This window comes from Shimia sp. NS0008-38b (assembly GCF_040370365.1).
Taxonomy (GTDB): Bacteria; Pseudomonadota; Alphaproteobacteria; order Rhodobacterales; family Rhodobacteraceae; genus Shimia.
Window position 1 is genome coordinate 99016 of sequence record NZ_BAABWQ010000002.1, and the last position, 17243, is coordinate 116258.

Here is a 17243-nt window from a genome sequence, read left to right on the forward strand (position 1 = left end):
CGTCTTAGGTGCGCACCACCAAGTTTTCGCTCAGCAGCATACGGCCAGTGGGCGAATGCATCATCGCGATCACGTCAGCAACCTGCTCAGGCTGCATGATGGTGCTTGGATCCTCATCAGGTGCCAGCGTCTTGCGCAGGTCCGTGGCGCAGCGGCCCGGAGACAGGCACACAACATCAACGCCATACGGCGCCAGTTCGTCGCGCATCACTTCGGACATGTTGATCACCGCAGCTTTGGACGTGGAGTAAGACATCCAACCAGAGCGGCCATTGATACCTGCAGTGGAGGCAATGTTGATCACTTTGGCCAATGGATGGTCACGCAGCAAAGCTTCCTGAACAAAGCGGAACGGCGAATACACGTTCACTTGCATGGTCTGCTCAAAGTCGGACATCTTGGTTTCGTTGATCGACGCGGGTTTGGTGTACCCGGCATTGTTCACAACAGTGGTCACAGCAATGTTCTCGCGCTCCAGCGCATCAAACACCTCTTTCACAGCTTCAGGCTTGGACAGGTCTGCCTCGATCTGAAACACCTGACGGTTGCCGGAAATTGCGCGCACTTCGGTGACCGCATTGTCAAACGCGTCAGATTTGCGCGCCACCATGACGATGCAATTCACTTCATCCATGCCCCGTGCGAAACGGCGTGCAGTCGCCAGGCCGATGCCTTTAGAGGCACCACTAATCAGTACAGTTTTAGTCATAGGTCGTCACTTTCCCTTTGCTGTGGAAATCCTTCATCATGCCTTCAGCGATGATAAAATCTTCTGGAGTGGTCACTTTTCGGTTGCGGCTTGATCCTTCCAAAGACAGCACAGGCCGCCCGGTCATTTTGACCACCATCACCGAGTCTTCGTTGTAGACTTTGCCTTTTTTGCGCGCCGTGGCGTGCGCGGTTTGCAAAGTGGCGCGGCCGAATTTTTGCGGCAGCTGGATGTCAAACACCTTCTCGCGTGACACGCCGGAGCGAACCATGCGGGTGTCGGTGTCGATTTTGCACATCGAAAACGCAATTGCGTGGCAATACCCTGCATTTTCCGCCTCACTCGTAATGAGATCTGTCAGCATATCGACGCTGACAAATGGACGGGCTGCTTCATGCAGCACCACGACGTCTTTCTCTGCGGCATCCAGCAAAATTTCACAACTTTCCTGGCGTGTTGTGCCCGCAGGCAGGATCTTAAACGGCAGCCCGGCGCAGTAGGCCTCCATGATTTCGCGAGTCCGCTCCTCAAAGCCCTCAGGGGCATTGACGATCACCTCGGCGACATGGGGGGTGCGCACAGCCGCAATGATGGAATGGGCAATCATCGGGTGGCCGGCCAACTTGTAAAACTGTTTGGGCTCATGGTGTTGAGACCGCGACCCAACTCCTCCGGACAACAACAGGAAAGACACCTGAGGTTCGGGGATGGGGCGTGTAAGTCGATGTAAACTCATTCTTATCAGCTCGCTATTGCAAGGGTTGCCAGCACGAGTGCCGTGAATTTGGCGAGATCGGTGGACGGCGCGTTTGCAACAAACAGCACGTCTTTGTCTCGCATGGTGAAAGCCTGCGTCATGAAGATCGACTCTGGGGTGGTCAGATCGAGCCAGTAGATGGTCGGCACACCCATCGCGTAGGTTTTCTTGGGCATCTTTGCTCCGGTGCTCTGCACCCGCGCTGCGGTCTCAAACCGGAACAGGAACACGCCGCTGTCATCTGCCAGATTGTCCTGCAAGCCACCCACTTTGCTGATGGCTTCAGCCAGCGTGACACGTTCCGTCTGGAAAGGTTGCTGGGAGGGTTTTTTCACCGCCCCAAACGCCGAGAACGTACGGGGGTTGTGCAACAACTGCACGGTATCACGCGGTTGCAGCCAGACGTTGGCACTTGCGTTGGAAATCACCTCATCCAAACGCGCCTTGGCCGTTGATGTGCCGCGCATCAGGCTGATTTCCATATCATGTGTGGCTTGTGACGCACCTTTGGCGATGGCAACTGCGTCCAGCAGCCGCAGACCGCTTGCGGGGATGTCAAACTGACCTGGGGAGCGCGCATCGCCCACCACAGTGACGCTTTGCGCGCCATTTTTCTCGAGGATCACGGAAACTTCTGGATCAACCGCTTTGCCGCGCAATCCTTCGGCGATGTGCTCGCGGACCTGATCCACGGTCATGCCAAGCACTTCCAGATCGCCCACATAGGGGATGTTGATGTTGCCGTCGTTGCTGACAATCACCGGGATTGCAGAGGATTTCTGATCGCTGGTCGAAAACAACCCTTCAGGGGAGCTTTCCCAAACCCGAACCGTCAGCCGATCACCAACGCGAATACTGGTCCCTGCGGTAGAGCTGCTACGCGACGCAAGACTGCCTGCGAAGCCAACTTTCTGCGGGCCACCGATTTTATCAATCGTATCCGTTGTCACCGGCACCATGGCAAAGTCGCGCTCCACATTCTCTTGGTTTGCGACCTCATGGGTGACCGCAATCGTCGCCTTTCCCGGTCCCTGCCCCGGTAGAGTTGAGCATCCTGCTAACCCTACCATGGCAATGCCCACTGCAGCAGCGCGGGCAATCCGGGATCTTGTCTGTTTCGATCTCACAACCATTCAGGTCATCAACTTTCTGTCTCACGCCCCAGCGGTCTGATGCCGCCAAAGCCAAAGGAATTCTTCCAGTGCCGCCCATGCACTTCTGTACAGCGACGGTCATGGCGCCAGTTCTTGGTCGCCTCGAAAGCATCTATTCGTGAAAGTGGTTACCGATCCGATAATGAAATCCGGGCTTGATTTTTGACGGGCAACCGCCGGTCCAAATTGCAAACAAAGTCTAAACAATCGACCCGTACACGCCCCTGCCTTTGGCGGCAGGACCGGAGGCTCAAAGCACGGCTCTCTTAGGCAACCACACCTGCATCCAATCGCAATATCTGGTAATTTCTGTATATTTTTAAATGGATTAGACGACAATCCGTCTGAGAGAAGCCGAACTCAAACGCTGGCACAATGGTTGTGAGACCCCGAAACATCGGAGCGTAAGCGATCCGAAATTATGACCGTAAGGTAACCGGGTTGTTTCGACTTTTAATTAAACTTAGCCGAAAATCCCAACGTCTCATCTGAAAATTCTACAAGACAGAAACGACAAATGCTCTGCGGCGCGCGCGATGCATCCCCAAAGAATCGATCCAGACTGTATTGAAACCGCATAAAGGAGGGCTTGGGCCAATATACGCAGAGTTTTGCGGGGCACTGCGGCGTGCCACCTTGACCCTCTGCTCAACTGCGCCGCCGTTGCCGGCACATAAGGTTGAAGGGCTAAGGTGCGCCAGCAACTAAAAAGGCCGCCCATTGGGCGGCCTTTAAGTCAAACAACAGAGCCTAGCTTGTAGGCGTCAATCGCAAGGTCTCGACAGAGTAACTTGGCGATCTCATCGACATCTGTGCGGCCCAAAATGCCACGCTTGCGCTGCTCCGCGAGATGAATGCTCACGCCGCGTCGCCACATGTCGTGCCGCGCTGGGATCGACATCAACGCGCAGGTGTCATCGGAAAACCCAACCAGGTTCCAATACCCGGCGGTTTCCACAACCCGATCCAGATACCTAGCATTGCCGTTGGCGCTGTCATGGAACCACCATGGTGCGCCCAAGCGCAAAGCAGGCCAATGTCCCGCCATCGGTGCCAGCTCGCGGGCATAAGCCGCCTCATCCAGCGCGTAGACAAGAATGTTCATATCTTTGGAATTGCCAACACGGTTCAGCAGCGCATCCATGCCGTCCACCCAGTTGGTGGCAATCGGAATGTCGCCACAAATACCTGCGCCAAACTTGTCAAACATCTCTTTGTTGCTGTTGCGGCGCACACCTGCATGGATCTGCATAACCAGACCATCTTCGGCAGACATCTGCGCCATTTCAATCAGCATGTGACCGTAAAAACTCTGCGCCTCTTTGGGGGTGATCTTCCCGTCCAACGCTTTGGCGTAAAGCGTCGCTGCACGTTTCTCGGTTAAGTAACAGGTCACCAGTTCCTGAACCGAATGGTCCGTAGATGTGGCTCCATTGGCCATAAAATACGCCCGACGTGCCAGAAGCGCTTCGAGGTAACCCTCAAAACTGCCAGTGTCTTGCCCAGTCACTTCAGCAAGCTTCACGATGTCCGTTTTGAAGTCCGGATGTTTCGGGTCCAGAACGGAATCCGGCTGGAATGTCGGGATCATCTTTCCACGCAGCTTTTGCTTGCGCGCAACCTTGTGATGCGCGAGATCGTCCAACGCATCGTCGGTGGTGGCCAGCACTTCAATGTTGAAGGCCTCCATCAACGCTTGCGGGCGCATTCTGGCAGATTTCAGTTCCGCATCGATTTTGTCGTAAATGGTGTCTGCGTTTTCAGCATTTAACGTCGCAGTGATCCCAAAAACCCGTGCCAAAGTGGCCGCCATCCACATGTCCGTAGGCGTGCCGCGGAATTTGTGAAAATGTTTGGCAAAGATCCGGAATATTTCACGCGAATTGCGCTGATCAGCTGGCACGCCAACGCCCAGTTCTTCCAATCCAACGCCTTGGCTAAACAGCATACGAAGCACACGGTTGTCCGGAAGGATCAGAAGCTCGACTGGGTCCGCAAACGGCGTGTTTTCCGCAAACCAACTTGGGGCGCAATGCCCGTGCGGAGAAATGATCGGCAGGTCGCGCACACCATCATAGATATCCTGTGCTGCGTCTGACAGCATCAAGATCGGGGATGTGTGGCCAGTTAGGCTTTGCAAACCTTGGGTCATAATAAAAAAACTCTCTCATTCTGGCGGCGGCGACCCGAAAGCCCCCACAGACGCAAAGCGGCCAATACCAAGCCAACCCCTCTGCGCATCCGCATGTCTGGAAGCCAAAAAGCACACATATTGATTTACGTTCTGCTAACGCACGCTTTGACTCCCGCTTCAAACCACCTCAGGCATTACCAAAACTGGCAAACAGAGCCCGCCTGAGGAACCGTGCCCCAACGTCTTGTGCCCGATTGGCGGCCACGCTTTGAGGCAGCGATGTTGCGCGCGCCAAAGGGGCGAACAACGTTAATCTATATTTTTGCTAGATAAATTCGTTTCAACCGTGCATGCGACGCGGAGGGAAAACTACGTGTCCGTGACAGCACGCCTGTTCTTTAAATGCCACAAAAGTCTCGACAATTTTAGTGTTTCCATGTGACATTTGGAACCAACTTATCGTCCTTCGAAGAGCCCAATTATCGTGTTATGTGACCCAGTTTCTGCTCACGCGAGAAACCTTATGCCGCAAGCAGGCTTAGGTTGCGCGATGGGAGGTGATTGGGTCTCCCCGACAAGGACCAAAACGACATTATTTGGAGGTCTCGCGTGTCAGTAAAAGGAAGCATTGTCGAGCCGTTGGGCCTGCTTCACGTTGTGTATCAAGGCGTCATCAAGCTTGACGACGCGCGCCGGGAATTCAGACGCCTCTATACCACCCCGGCTTACCGCGCTGGCATGCCGGAAGTTTGTGATTTTTCTCAGATCACCGAACTAGACCTCGGCTTTGACGAAATGCTTTCGTTTGTCCGCGACGCGATTGCGTTTCACGCGGCCCAAGGTGCGATACCAACGATCTGTATCGTTGCCACACCAAACTCTGCCCAACATGTCTTGGATATGTACGCGGATCTGACACATGCCCTCTCAAACGACTACCCAATCTACATGGTCGAAGGCTACCCGGAAGTCCTCGCTTTGTTAGAACTCTCCCGCGAAGACTTGGCACACTTTCCAGAATTCTGTAGGCGCGAAGCACATCTGATCTGACCCGCATTGCCACATGCAGAAAGCGGTACGCTCCAGTCACCTGCAAGGCGTCTGGAGCGTGGTCCTGTGTGTCAGTGGTCCTAGTAGCTGTAGGCGCCGTAGATTTTGCTCAAATCCCCGTTCCAATCACCGTGGTAGTGCTCCAACAGCTCATCGGCCGGTACCTTTCCGCTCTCCACGCTCTCTTTTAGTGCATTCAGGAAATGTGTTTCATCCGGGACCAGTCCCCCGGCTCCTGCCATGCCGCGGGCTTTCAGACCCGCCTCAGAGATCGCAACCACTTCGCGCGCCAGATCATGCATGTTGATCTTGCCAACTTGTGCCTGCAGAGCCTGTTCACTTGCGGCAACACGCAAGGCTTCACGCGTTTGCGCATCCCAGTCTTTGACCAAATCCCATGCCGCATCCAGAGAGGATTGATCATACATCAAGCCAACCCAGAACGCAGGCAGCGCGCAAAGACGTCGCCACGGACCACCGTCAGCGCCACGCATCTCCATAAACTTTTTGATCCGTGCCTCTGGGAAAGCGGTGGTCAGATGGTCGGCCCAATCGCTCAACGTCGGCATCTCGCCGGGCAGCGCCGGAAGTTCGCCTTTGAGGAAATCACGGAAACTCATGCCCAGCGCATTGATGTATTTGCCATCGCGATAAACAAAGTACATCGGCACATCGAGCGCATATTGCACCCAACGTTCAAAGCCAAAGCCCTCTTCAAACACAAACGGCAACATGCCGGTGCGGTCTTTGTCCAGATTGCGCCACACCAGGCCGCGTGTGGATTTCATACCGTTGGGTTTGCCATCCAAAAACGGGGAATTGCCAAACAACGCATTGGCCACCGGCTGCAACGCCAAGGCCACACGCAATTTTTGCACCATGTCCGCCTCAGACCCGAAGTCGAGATTCACCTGCACCGTGCAGGTCCGATACATCATGACTTTGCCCATGGTGCCAACCCGATCCATATAATCGGTCATCAGCTTGTAACGCCCTTTGGGCATCACTGGCATTTCTTCGTGGCTCCAAATTGGGGCCGCGCCCAATCCAATGAAACCAACACCAATTTTGTCGGCAATGTCTTTCACATCGCTCAGATGTTCGTTCACCTCATCACAGGTCTGGTGAATGCTCTCAAGCGGTGCCCCTGACAGCTCCAGCTGTCCGCCCGGCTCAAGACTCACATTGGCCCCGTCCTTTTCCAGACCAATCAGTTTGCCGCCTTCTTCAAGCGGGGCCCAGCCATGGCCATCACGCAGCCCTTCTAGCACCGCCAGAATAGACCGCTCACCTTCATACGGCAGCGGTTTGAGAGAGTCTTTGCAATAGCCAAACTTCTCGTGTTCGGTGCCGATGCGCCAATCCTCTTTGGGTTTACACCCGGAAGATAGATATTCCGCTAGCTGGTCGTGATGCTCGATCGGTCCGCCACCGGACTGAGGAATAGACATGCGCTTGCTCCGCTCCTGCAAACTCTTTGGAAAATCAGTCGTGATCTGATTTTAGGGTGGTGTCAATGCAACCTGCGTCCCTGACTGTCACGATCGTCTTTGGTCCAGATCACAACCGGTTGATTGGGTGTCGCTTTTAACTGTGACAGCATGTGTTCCGTGCGAATGTTATCAAGGCTGGCAAACGCATCAAACAAAGCGTCTGCGCCTGCCGCAGTGACAGGGATATGCAGCGGCGCTTGCCCGGGCTGATACAGGGCCCAGACTGCGGGCGTACTGCGCCCATCCAGCACGACTCGGCTGAGACTGCGAATGGAAACGCTCCCACCATTGAGCGGGCCAAAATAGGCAACTTCACCTTCATCGACCTGCACCATACCGGGTCCGTCTTGGCCAGTGCGAAACCGCGCACGCTGCACGCCGCTGACGATCAAAACGGCCCCAATCGCAACCAAGCCGATGCCAAGCCATTTCATCACGCCAAAACCGCTGGCCCACCACAGCCCAATCAACAACACCGCACCGCCCAACAACGCTTCGCGCCATTGCGCCACCATGGCGCGGGCCTCAGGTCGAATGAAACTCATGTGTGCTCCTCCGTAAGTGCCAAGCCCTGTGTAAGGGCCTCCAATCTTGGCAGCGCGCGTTTTAGCTGCGCTTCAGATGGATGTGTCAGTTTGAGACGGCGCAAAAATTGCTCCGCCACAAAAAAGGCGAACACCGCGCCTTGCTCCTGCGGTGGCAAAATGCGCGCAACATCAAACGCCTGCACATCATCTTTGTCCAAGCCCAAAGGCCCGGGCACGCCTTCTTTGAATATGGAGGACGCCACCAAAAACCGCGCGCACATCCGCGCCAACGGCAGAGAATGCCCGCCCTGAATGTCAAAGGCCCACACTGTGTCTCCATCGACATTCAGGTTCACCGGCGCAAAATCACCATGTGCCATGGTGTGCTGTATCCCAATACCCTTGTGGGTTTTGCCGATGGCTGCCATCCGCTGCCACGCCCTCTCAAACAAATCGGCTGCCTCCGGCGGAACCGCACCCGTGTCCTCGGTGATACGCCGCGCAATCTTGCGTCCCCAAAACGGTCGGACCTGTTGGCGCAACGGCGCCACCTGCGCCAGCCAATCACCACAGCGTGCCACCACATGAGATCGCATGGCGCGGCCCCCAGATTTCATCGCAACACTGGCTCTCATGCCCGGCGCGCGCTCTAAAATGAGCGTTTGGCTACCGGGCAGGTCCCCCAGAAAGGCGACCGCACGCACGGGCCCATCGGCAAACGCCTCACATAGAAAGGTCAATTCGTCTCTGGTCTCGGCCAGCTTCTGAACGGCATCCGGCGTCAAAAGCTGTTTGAAGACCGCGTCCCTGCCCTGAAACGTCCCCGAGAACACCATCGCCTCATCCCCCGCCTTCAGCACCTCGGCAATGCCACCTGCGTCTGCCCCAAAGCGCGAGCCCAATTCCGTTTCTATGCTGCTGGCAGCCTCTTGTGCCGCGATCAGACGGTCAAGCTGCATGGCAACGCCCTCGCCTCACAATCAAACCCGCGTGTTTTGGGAACCTACCCATTTGCAGAGGTTTCCTCGGAGTGAAACATCATCATAGAAAAGCTGCCGTTGCGCTCAAATCCGATGGCTTCGTAGGCCCGGGCCGCCTGAGGACTGGCCGCAAACAAAACCGAGTGCGTCACCCCCCTGTCCCGCGCCTCGGCCAAATGCAGCGCCACGGACCGCCGGGCCAACCCTTGCCCGCGCAACTCGGGCGGTGTGTAAACACCACCGATCTGCACCACATCAGGCAACGTTGCATTAAATCCGGACATTGCCACCGGCACGTCGCCACGCATCACAACCCGGTGGCTGTCTCTGGCCAAATAGCCCGCTATGTCATTTTGGGCAGCAGCGGCGCGCGCGTGTTCGGGTGTGCCCATTACGGTTCTATGATAGTCTACACGCCAGCTCTCTATCAAAGATCGGGGTGCCTCTGACAAGGGTATCAACGTCAACCCATCACATGCAGGAAGACGCAGCGCGGTGAGGGCCAAACGATACCCCGGCTCTGCCCCGTTCAGTGACATCGGCCGCTGATCGAGGCCGCTCACGGCCAAAAACGCCGCAACTTGTGTGCTCTCCCCAAGACAGCCCACCAAGGGGCGATCTTGCCAAAACGGCGCAGTTGCAGCCCAATCCGCGGCTTGCGCGTCTGGCGCCTGGAGCAGGATTCCCCCCTCATTGGAGAGTGCAAAAAGACCCGGCTTTTCACCCTTCAAAGCCCAAACCCGCAACGCGCGCGGCTCCGCGCCACCCAATCCATGGTCCGCCAAGTTACTCAGAAAGAACATCGAACTCTGCAGGTGGTCGCGCAAAAAAACCTCGATCCAGCCAAGGTCACTTTCTGTCACTTCGCGCCAGCTCACTGCCAGTCTCCCACAGCCTGTTGCCAAAGGGTCATGGCAGCCACCGCCGCCGTGTCCGCCCGTAAAATCCGAGGACCAAGGCTGACCACATGCGCAAACGGCAACGCTCTTAAACGCGCCCGTTCGCTTTCGCTGAACCCACCTTCAGGTCCGATCAGAATTGCCCATGACCCGCCATCAGTGGCGGCCAATCGTTTGGCACTGCCCACTTCAGACTCATCACAAAACATCAGCTGACGACCCTCAGGCCAGTCCGCCAACAACCGGTCCAATCGGATGAGTTCGGCAACCTCAGGAACGTAAGTGCCACCGCATTGCTCCGCCGCTTCAACCGCATGTGCCTGAAGCCGGTCTTGGCGAATGCGCTCACTGTTGGTAAAATCTGTGCTTATGGGCACAATCCGCGCGGCCCCCATTTCGGCAGCCTTTTCCACGATAAAATCCGTGCGCGCCTTCTTGATCGGCGCGAAACAGAGCCAGAGATCAGGCGGCATTTGCAAGGGTTTGGTTTGCACCTCACACAGCAGCTCACCATTGCGCTTGTTGGCGATTGTCACACAACAACGCCACTCGCCATCGCGCCCGTTAAACAACAGCACAGGATCACCCACCGCCATGCGCATCACCCCAAAAAGGTAATGCGCCTGCTCTTTGGTGAGAGGAATGGTTTGCCCTTCCCCCAGCGCCTGCTCTACATACAATCTGACTTTTGCCTGTTTCATGAGACTCTACATATGGCCGACACATCGACAAAGAAAGAGCCCTCACGCGAAACAGAGGGGCAAGTTTCTGATGCCGTCTCAGGCAATTGGGTCGACAGGTTTGCACCGGTCGCGACGCGTCCTTACCTGCGCCTGTCGCGCGCCGACCGCCCGATCGGCACTTGGCTCCTGTTGCTGCCCTGCTGGATGAGCCTCGCCTTGGCCATTTTAAGCGACGGCCGCGCCAGTCCGTCTGACCTGTGGGTGGCCATAGGCTGTGCGCTTGGCGCCTTTCTGATGCGCGGAGCGGGGTGCACATGGAACGACATCACCGACCGTGAGATAGACGCACAGGTCGCACGCACCCGATCCCGCCCCTTGCCATCGGGTCAAGTCAGCACAAAACAAGCGGCCGTCTGGATGGCCCTTCAAACAGCGGTTTCCGCTGCCATCCTTCTGACCTTCAACACAAACGCAATCTTGCTTGGCCTCGCCTCGCTGATCCCTGTGGCGATCTACCCGTTTGCCAAACGCTTCACATGGTGGCCGCAAGTGTTCCTTGGGCTGGCGTTCAACTGGGGGGCGCTTCTCGCATGGACCGCCCACACCGGCACATTGAGCGCACCAGCCGTGGTGCTCTATATCGCCGGCATCACATGGACACTGTTTTATGACACGATTTATGCCCACCAAGACGTCGAAGATGACGCGCTGATTGGCGTGAAATCAACCGCACGGCTGTTTGGTGACAACAGCCCGCAATGGTTGCAAGGCTTCTTGATGGCCACGATTATGCTCTTTGGGCTGGCGGTGCTGATGGTGACCATAGACCGCAGCCCTGCGTCTATGGCCGTCGCCCTTCTGGGACCGATGGCCATGGGGTGGCACATGCAGTGGCAACTGCGCCAATTGGACACCGATGATGCCAGCGTTCTTGTGCGCCTGTTCCGCTCCAACCGGGATGCGGGTTTGATCCCTCTGCTGTTTTTCGCCGGTGCCTTCTTCCTTTGATTGCATGCGCGACGATCCCGTCGTATCAACCATGCACCACTGGCGGGACCACACTTTCTGAATGCGACTTTCTTCTCTTTTGATCCTCTTCGTCACCTTTGCGACGGCGGCCTTGCTCAGCCTTGTGGCCGCCAGTCTGTCCGCCGATCTGATCGAAGACAGCTCCCGCTCCGCCGTGAAACGCGAACTCTCCCTGCAAGGGATGGACTGGGCAGATGTGCACGCCGAAGGCTTGCAAATCTATCTCGCTGGTGTCGCGCCTTCTGAGGCGGATCGTTTCAAAGCTGTGTCTGCAGCCGGCGGCATCGTCGACGCAGCCCGCGTGATTGATAACATGCAGGTGCCTGCCACCGTTGGCATCGCACCGCCCCGCTTTTCCGTCGAAATCCTGCGCAATGACGCGGGCATCTCTCTCATCGGGTTGATCCCGGAGCAGGCAAACCGCAGCCAGATGTTGCGCGATTTGAAATCCATCGCTGGCAAGAGCGACGTCGCTGATCTGTTGGAGACCGCCAATTACGCAGCGCCTGAAGGCTGGCATGCGGCCACCCGCTATGCCCTGTCTGCTTTGGAAAACCTGCCGCGCTCTAAGATTTCGGTACGGGCTGATCAGGTCACCATCACCGCCATGGCTGACAGCCCGGATCATCGGACCACTTTGGAAAACGATCTGATGCGCCGCGTGCCTGATGGCTTGGAGGTCACCCTCGACATCTCTGCCCCGCGCCCGGTGATCACGCCGTTTACACTGCGCTTTTTGCTCGACGAAAAAGGCCCCCGTTTTGATGCGTGCTCTGCGGACACCGATCGCGCCCGCGCCCAAATCCTCACGGTGGCACGCGCGACCGGCGCCCCCGACACCACGGACTGTGTGATTGGGCTTGGGGTACCGTCCACTCGGTGGGCCGAAGCCGTCACCATGGCGATCCGCAGCCTTGATGAAATCGGCGGCGGCAGCGTGACCTTCTCTGACGCTGACATCACCCTGACCGCGCCAATGGGCACCGATCAGGGCACATTTGACCGTGTTGTTGGAGAACTCGAAGGCGCGCTCCCAGAGGCTTTTGCCCTGCTGGCCATATTGCCGCCCACGCCGCAAACTGACGACAGCGGAGCTCTGGTGCAGGAATTCACCGCCACGCTCAGCCCCGAAGGCTTGTTGCAACTGCGCGGCCGCTTGCCCAACGAAATCGCTCGTGAAACCGCCGACAGCTATGCCCGCGCCCGGTTTGGCACAGAAGCTGTACATATGGCTGCGCGATTAGATGACACCTTGCCGCCAACCTGGCCGTTCCGAGTGATGGCGGGACTGGATGCGCTGACATTGCTGCACAATGGTGTGTTGATGGTGACCCCTGATGCGGTGTCCATCTCTGGAAAAACCGGCAGCACCGACACAAACGCCCGCATTGCCCAGCTTTTGGCGGACAAACTCAGCCAGACCGACCATTTCGCGATCAACGTGGCCTATGTTGAGGCGCTTGATCCGCTTGCAGGCCTGCCCACTGTGGACGACTGCATGGCGGTGATCAACGCCGTGCAAGACGACACCAAAATTGCCTTTGAGCCGGGCAAAGGCACCTTGGACGCAAGTGCTGCCGCCATCATTGCAAAGATCGCGGAACAGCTCGACATCTGCCCAGATCTGCGGCTGGAAATTCAGGGCCACACCGACAGCCAAGGCCGCGAAAGCATGAACCAAGCGCTCAGCCAGACCCGCGCTCAGGCAGTTCTCACAGCTTTGCAAGACCGCCGTGTGCTCACCAAAGGATTTGAGGCCGTTGGCTATGGCGAAAGCCAACCGATTGCCGACAACGACACGGATGCGGGCCGCGAAGCCAACCGCCGCATCGAGTTTGTCCGCATTCCAACGGAAGAAGAAAAAGCGGCAGCAGAAGCCGCGGCCGAAGCGGAGGCCGCAGAAACAGAGTCTGCGGCAGCGCAGGAAAACACCACAGCAGACACCGCTGAAGAAAACGCCACCACAGACACGTCGAGCGAAGATCAGGCGGACCAAGCGGACACAACGGCGCCAGAAACGGCCCCCTCCACAGATGACAACGCCGCACAGAAAGACGGCGAGGAAAGCGATACAAATGACACGAATTGAGTTCATCCTGACCACAGCTGTGATCTTATTTGTGGCCTTCTGTATGGGCTGGTTTGCCAATTGGCTTGTGCATCGCTTCACGCGTGTTGCACAAGCTGACGTCGATCAGCTGGAACGCATGAGCCAAGAGCTGCACGAAGCCGAAGAAACCCGCGATCAGGCGATCACGTACCTGCAGCAACGCGAGGCCGAGTTGACCAACCAGCTCACCCAAACCGAGGCAGAGCTCTCCGCCGCCATGGACGGTCTGCGAGATGCACGCCAAGAGGCTGAGGAACTGCGCTCGCACGTGGAGCGTCTGGGCGACATTTAGGTTCACTCAAAAATTGTGATGAGGCTCAACCAAGCGGTCAATCCACATTGGTCAATGATGACGTAGTGCTGCAAAATGGCGCTTTGGGTCTGACCACGGTTTCAGGGCACGTCATTTGGACGCGCCCCATCACAAGTCCATCTCACTCAGCGGGCTGTTTTATCGACAGCTGTATACCTGACGCTTCGAGCCTGTCCCGCTGTGGTTTGTAAAAAATCCAATTGTTGATCTTCTTACCGCGGACCAGACCGGCCTCGGCAAGCTTTTTCATGTGCGCGCTGACGGTTGGCTGGGACACGCTCATCTTCTCTACAATCCGGCCAACACAGACACCATCTTCCACCAAATCTCCGTCGACCTGCGGCGCAAAAACGGGGCGGGGATCAAGCAGCCACAACATGATCTGAAGGCGCACGGGACTGGCCAACGCAGCAAAAATTTTTGCGCGCACCTCAATGAACTCGATTGACTCTCGATCTATATCGTCATTTATCAATATAGATGATTCCCTATATAGCGTGATTTCAATATGACTATACCCTCAGATCCCCTCGCCCGCCAAGCCCAAGCCTTCTCGCAAGGTGCTGCACTTGGAAAATACTACCTACAAAACCTATCAGACCGAGATGTGGCCGCCGCCCCCACATCCCGCAGCGCCTTGGATCTTGAACTCCCCAACACAGGTCACAGCGCCGATGTAGTGCTCAACCTGATGCATGACGCAGGCGCGCCCGCCACGGTTGCCACCGCCGCGGGTCGCTACTTTGGCTATGTGATCGGTGGTGCGCTGCCCGCGGCATCCGGCGCACGTGCATTGTTGTCTGCTTGGGATCAATGTGCCAACGCCGACACTGGACCTTCGGTCATGCAGATGGAACAAACCGCCGTGCGCTGGATTGTGGATTTACTTGATCTCCCTCCCCAAACCGAAGGCGCCTTCACCACAGGGGCCACCATGGCGAATATGACCTTGCTCGCCACCGCGCGCGACACTCTGCTGACGCGCATGGGCCATCCCCGTGGCAAAGGCCTGCTTGGCGCGCCCAATCTGCGTGTCATCGCCAGTGCGGAAATCCACGCCACCGTGCTGAAATCTTTGCGCTTGATCGGTCTGGGCTCGGATCACATCGAGCGCGTTCCAACCGATGACCAAGGTCGCATGCGCGCTGATCTGCTCCCGGCACTGGATTCCTCCTGCATTGTGCTGGCCCAAGCGGGCAACGTATGCTCAGGCGCATTTGACCCGATTGGAGACATCGCCAACCTCTGTCAGGTGGCGGGTGCGTGGCTACACGTGGACGGGGCGTTTGGTCTTTGGGCCCGCGCCACGCCGGACATGGCCGCAGCCCTCGCCGGACTGGACAAAGCCGATAGCTGGGTTGTGGACGCGCACAAAACTCTGAACGCCCCCTATGATTCCGGTCTTGCGCTGTGCCGTCACCCAGACGAGATGCGCGCCTCAATGGCCATCGGTGCCGCCTATCTCCCCCCCGTTGATCCGTCTCCTGCTGACCTGATCCCAGAGTTCAGCCGCGCAGCGCGCGGTGCTGAAACTTGGGCCGCTCTCCTGTCTCTTGGCCGCGACGGGCTTACGGAGATGATCATGGGGTTTCATCGCAAAGCCACCCGACTGGCTGATGCATTGCGCACGGAGGGTTTCACCGTGCCTCATGACGTGCATTTCAATCAGGTCTTTGTCGCGCTGCCTGCCACTCCACAACACTGCGCCAAAATAACCGCTGAAGTGCAGGCCTCAGGCGAGGCATGGTTTGGCACCGCGTCTTGGAAAGGACAGGATGGCTTCCGGCTAAGTGTGTCCAATTGGGCCACCTCTGATGCCGATATCGACCGGCTGGTACGCGCCATCGTTACGGCCCGACAAAAGGTCATACAGGCGGAAGCCGCCACCTGATTTGAAACACCCTGCGCACGGTTGGTTCACACGTGTTCTGACCGTGCAATTCCGCCACACGCACCTCCGCATTGCCGCCGTGATACCGACGCAATACAGACATTCAAAAATCGTGGTGATTGTGGGTTAACGCGCCAACACTACCAGCGGCTCAGCGCGTCCTCGTCTTCGTCTTTGGCAGCCACCCATTCGGCGCCATCAGCGGTGTATTCTTTTTTCCAGAATGGCGCGCGGGATTTCAGGTAGTCCATCAAAAATTCAGCGGCTTCAAAGGCATGCACACGATGGCGCGCGGCCGTGGCGACCATCATAATCATATCGCCTTGGCGCAACTCGCCATGGCGGTGAATGACCAAAACATCGCCCAGATCCCAACGACGTGTGGCCTCCTCGGCAATCGTCTCCAGCGCCTTCTGTGTCATCCCCGGATAGTGTTCAATCACCATCCGATCCATACCACCTTTGTCGGCATCCCGCACCACACCGGTAAAGGTGACGATGGCGCCCATGTTGCTGTGACCGCTGGCAAATTCCTGCGCTTCACGGCCAAAATCAAACGCTTTTTCCTGCACCACAACCCGCATGCCAAACCCTCTTAACCGCCAGTCATAGGAGGGAAAAACGCCACTTCGCGCACACCTTCCAGCTTTGCGTCAAAGTCCATCAATTCCTGATCCACCGCCACACGTAGTGCGCTCAGATCTGCAAAGGCTGCCTCGTAACGCTCTTCACGTGCCTTGAGCTCCTCCACCAAATCCGCCACCGTCTCTGCGCTGGTCTCTACTGTCTCTTTCGGGATGCCAATGCGCTCTCGGACCCATGCAAAATAAAGAACATTCATCGCAATCAATCCTTCAGATGTGGCCGTGCCTTGTTGAAATAATCAATGCCCGTGATCGCCGTTAGGGTCGCTGCCAGCCACAGCAGCCACAACCCGATCCAGCCAGACCAGACCATACCCGCGTGTTTCCAACGCAATCCTTGCAGGTCTTCCACTTCACCCAACATCACCTGATCGACCAAGGCTTGATCCATGCCCCAAGCAGACATGCCAAGGTAATGCTCAAACACGCCTTGACCAAAAAGAACCGCAATCGCAACCATTTGGGTCGCCGTTTTCCACTTTGCCAGCTTGGTCACTTTCAGGGTCCCGGCCACGTCCCCCAAGAACTCCCGCAGGCCAGACACAAACACTTCACGAAACAGGATCACCGTCGCGGGCAGCACCAACCAAGGCGACATCGACGAATACCCAACAATCACCATCAACGCGATGACCACCATGGCTTTGTCAGCAATCGGATCAATCATCGCGCCCAGCCGGGTCTCTTGCTTCCAAAGACGTGCGAGGTAGCCGTCAAACCAATCCGTGATTGAGGCCACCAAGAACAGCGTCAACGCAAACCAATCCGCGTAGGGTCGTTCGAAATAGAGAAACATCACCGCCAGCATCGGCGCGGCAATCAGGCGAAGAACGGAAAGAGCATTCGGTATATTCAAGGTCATGCCACCTA

General features: G+C 57.0%; 18 protein-coding genes. 5 read left to right on the forward strand and 13 right to left on the reverse strand.

Annotation, left to right across the window (positions count from 1 at the left end; genetic code table 11):
• Positions 1–4: 4 nt before the first annotated feature.
• From ABWV47_RS06525 to uxaC, 4 genes are all read right to left on the reverse strand, one after another.
• Entirely contained in the window at positions 5–709 is a 705-nt protein-coding gene (locus ABWV47_RS06525) for an SDR family NAD(P)-dependent oxidoreductase (protein WP_353309842.1), read from the reverse strand.
• Entirely contained in the window at positions 702–1445 is a 744-nt protein-coding gene (locus ABWV47_RS06530) for an IspD/TarI family cytidylyltransferase (RefSeq protein ID WP_353309844.1), read from the reverse strand. Before ABWV47_RS06530 ends, ABWV47_RS06525 begins: the two co-directional genes overlap by 8 nt.
• Positions 1446–1450: 5 nt before the next feature.
• A complete protein-coding gene (locus ABWV47_RS06535; RefSeq protein WP_353309847.1) occupies positions 1451–2536 on the reverse strand; it encodes a polysaccharide biosynthesis/export family protein in 1086 nt (361 codons plus the stop codon).
• A gap of 820 nt (positions 2537–3356) precedes the next feature.
• Positions 3357–4772, reverse strand: coding sequence for a glucuronate isomerase (gene uxaC, locus ABWV47_RS06540; RefSeq protein WP_353309850.1), 1416 nt, complete (start codon positions 4770–4772; stop codon positions 3357–3359).
• 591 nt (positions 4773–5363) lie between these two features.
• Between uxaC and ABWV47_RS06545 the strand changes: the two genes are divergently transcribed.
• Positions 5364–5804, forward strand: a complete 441-nt coding sequence (locus tag ABWV47_RS06545; protein WP_353309853.1) for a hypothetical protein — start codon at positions 5364–5366, stop codon at positions 5802–5804.
• Between the two features lie 80 nt (positions 5805–5884).
• Here the strand turns inward: ABWV47_RS06545 and ABWV47_RS06550 are convergent, their stop codons facing one another.
• From ABWV47_RS06550 to ABWV47_RS06570, 5 genes are all read right to left on the reverse strand, one after another.
• On the reverse strand, positions 5885–7255 hold the full coding sequence (locus ABWV47_RS06550; protein ID WP_353309856.1) for a glutamate--cysteine ligase: 1371 nt from the start codon (positions 7253–7255) through the stop codon (positions 5885–5887).
• Positions 7256–7317: 62 nt separating this feature from the next.
• Positions 7318–7842, reverse strand: a complete 525-nt coding sequence (locus ABWV47_RS06555; RefSeq protein WP_353309859.1) for a hypothetical protein — start codon at positions 7840–7842, stop codon at positions 7318–7320.
• Entirely contained in the window at positions 7839–8783 is a 945-nt protein-coding gene (locus ABWV47_RS06560; RefSeq protein WP_353309862.1) for a hypothetical protein, read from the reverse strand. The genes ABWV47_RS06555 and ABWV47_RS06560 overlap by 4 nt, the downstream gene beginning before the upstream one ends.
• Positions 8784–8827: 44 nt before the next feature.
• Complete coding sequence (locus ABWV47_RS06565) at positions 8828–9682, reverse strand: GNAT family N-acetyltransferase (protein ID WP_353309864.1); 855 nt, start codon at positions 9680–9682, stop codon at positions 8828–8830.
• A complete protein-coding gene (locus ABWV47_RS06570; RefSeq protein WP_353309867.1) occupies positions 9679–10404 on the reverse strand; it encodes a 16S rRNA (uracil(1498)-N(3))-methyltransferase in 726 nt (241 codons plus the stop codon). Before ABWV47_RS06570 ends, ABWV47_RS06565 begins: the two co-directional genes overlap by 4 nt.
• Positions 10405–10416: 12 nt before the next feature.
• Between ABWV47_RS06570 and ubiA the strand changes: the two genes are divergently transcribed.
• The 3 genes from ubiA (at position 10417) to ABWV47_RS06585 (ending at position 13817) form a co-directional block, all read left to right on the forward strand.
• Complete coding sequence (ubiA, locus tag ABWV47_RS06575) at positions 10417–11394, forward strand: 4-hydroxybenzoate octaprenyltransferase (protein WP_353309869.1); 978 nt, start codon at positions 10417–10419, stop codon at positions 11392–11394.
• Between the two features lie 61 nt (positions 11395–11455).
• On the forward strand, positions 11456–13504 hold the full coding sequence (locus ABWV47_RS06580; protein WP_353309872.1) for an OmpA family protein: 2049 nt from the start codon (positions 11456–11458) through the stop codon (positions 13502–13504).
• Positions 13491–13817 (forward strand): hypothetical protein, encoded by a 327-nt coding sequence (locus ABWV47_RS06585; RefSeq protein ID WP_353309875.1) that lies wholly within the window; start codon positions 13491–13493, stop codon positions 13815–13817. Before ABWV47_RS06580 ends, ABWV47_RS06585 begins: the two co-directional genes overlap by 14 nt.
• A 142-nt stretch (positions 13818–13959) precedes the next feature.
• Here ABWV47_RS06585 and ABWV47_RS06590 read toward each other — a convergent pair whose 3' ends face one another.
• Positions 13960–14313: an ArsR/SmtB family transcription factor gene (locus ABWV47_RS06590; RefSeq protein WP_353309878.1), complete on the reverse strand. Its 354-nt coding sequence runs from the start codon at positions 14311–14313 to the stop codon at positions 13960–13962.
• Positions 14314–14346: 33 nt separating this feature from the next.
• Here ABWV47_RS06590 and ABWV47_RS06595 point away from each other — a divergent pair, with 33 nt between their 5' ends.
• Entirely contained in the window at positions 14347–15729 is a 1383-nt protein-coding gene (locus ABWV47_RS06595; RefSeq protein ID WP_353309880.1) for a pyridoxal phosphate-dependent decarboxylase family protein, read from the forward strand.
• Positions 15730–15869: 140 nt separating this feature from the next.
• Here the strand turns inward: ABWV47_RS06595 and ABWV47_RS06600 are convergent, their stop codons facing one another.
• From ABWV47_RS06600 to pgsA, 3 genes are read right to left on the reverse strand one after another with little or no spacing between them, the layout of a single operon-like run.
• Positions 15870–16313, reverse strand: a complete 444-nt coding sequence (locus tag ABWV47_RS06600; RefSeq protein ID WP_353309882.1) for a molybdenum cofactor biosynthesis protein MoaE — start codon at positions 16311–16313, stop codon at positions 15870–15872.
• 11 nt (positions 16314–16324) lie between these two features.
• Positions 16325–16570 (reverse strand): molybdopterin converting factor subunit 1, encoded by a 246-nt coding sequence (gene moaD, locus ABWV47_RS06605; protein WP_353309884.1) that lies wholly within the window; start codon positions 16568–16570, stop codon positions 16325–16327.
• Positions 16571–16575: 5 nt separating this feature from the next.
• Positions 16576–17235, reverse strand: a complete 660-nt coding sequence (gene pgsA / locus ABWV47_RS06610) for a CDP-diacylglycerol--glycerol-3-phosphate 3-phosphatidyltransferase (RefSeq protein WP_353309887.1) — start codon at positions 17233–17235, stop codon at positions 16576–16578.
• Positions 17236–17243: the final 8 nt, after the last annotated feature.

What these genes read in the sequence shown, in the direction of transcription:
- ABWV47_RS06560 (WP_353309862.1), bottom strand. Translation starts at nt 8,783, where the DNA reads ATGCAGCTTGACCGTCTGATCGCGGCACAAGAGGCTGCCAGCAGCATA.
- ubiA (WP_353309869.1), top strand. Translation starts at nt 10,417, where the DNA reads ATGGCCGACACATCGACAAAGAAAGAGCCCTCACGCGAAACAGAGGGG.
- ABWV47_RS06530 (WP_353309844.1), bottom strand. Translation starts at nt 1,445, where the DNA reads ATGAGTTTACATCGACTTACACGCCCCATCCCCGAACCTCAGGTGTCT.
- ABWV47_RS06555 (WP_353309859.1), bottom strand. Translation starts at nt 7,842, where the DNA reads ATGAGTTTCATTCGACCTGAGGCCCGCGCCATGGTGGCGCAATGGCGC.
- ABWV47_RS06550 (WP_353309856.1), bottom strand. Translation starts at nt 7,255, where the DNA reads ATGTCTATTCCTCAGTCCGGTGGCGGACCGATCGAGCATCACGACCAG.
- pgsA (WP_353309887.1), bottom strand. Translation starts at nt 17,235, where the DNA reads ATGACCTTGAATATACCGAATGCTCTTTCCGTTCTTCGCCTGATTGCC.
- uxaC (WP_353309850.1), bottom strand. Translation starts at nt 4,772, where the DNA reads ATGACCCAAGGTTTGCAAAGCCTAACTGGCCACACATCCCCGATCTTG.
- ABWV47_RS06595 (WP_353309880.1), top strand. Translation starts at nt 14,347, where the DNA reads ATGACTATACCCTCAGATCCCCTCGCCCGCCAAGCCCAAGCCTTCTCG.
- moaD (WP_353309884.1), bottom strand. Translation starts at nt 16,570, where the DNA reads ATGAATGTTCTTTATTTTGCATGGGTCCGAGAGCGCATTGGCATCCCG.
- ABWV47_RS06580 (WP_353309872.1), top strand. Translation starts at nt 11,456, where the DNA reads ATGCGACTTTCTTCTCTTTTGATCCTCTTCGTCACCTTTGCGACGGCG.
- ABWV47_RS06585 (WP_353309875.1), top strand. Translation starts at nt 13,491, where the DNA reads ATGACACGAATTGAGTTCATCCTGACCACAGCTGTGATCTTATTTGTG.
- ABWV47_RS06600 (WP_353309882.1), bottom strand. Translation starts at nt 16,313, where the DNA reads ATGCGGGTTGTGGTGCAGGAAAAAGCGTTTGATTTTGGCCGTGAAGCG.
- ABWV47_RS06570 (WP_353309867.1), bottom strand. Translation starts at nt 10,404, where the DNA reads ATGAAACAGGCAAAAGTCAGATTGTATGTAGAGCAGGCGCTGGGGGAA.
- ABWV47_RS06535 (WP_353309847.1), bottom strand. Translation starts at nt 2,536, where the DNA reads ATGGTAGGGTTAGCAGGATGCTCAACTCTACCGGGGCAGGGACCGGGA.
- ABWV47_RS06525 (WP_353309842.1), bottom strand. Translation starts at nt 709, where the DNA reads ATGACTAAAACTGTACTGATTAGTGGTGCCTCTAAAGGCATCGGCCTG.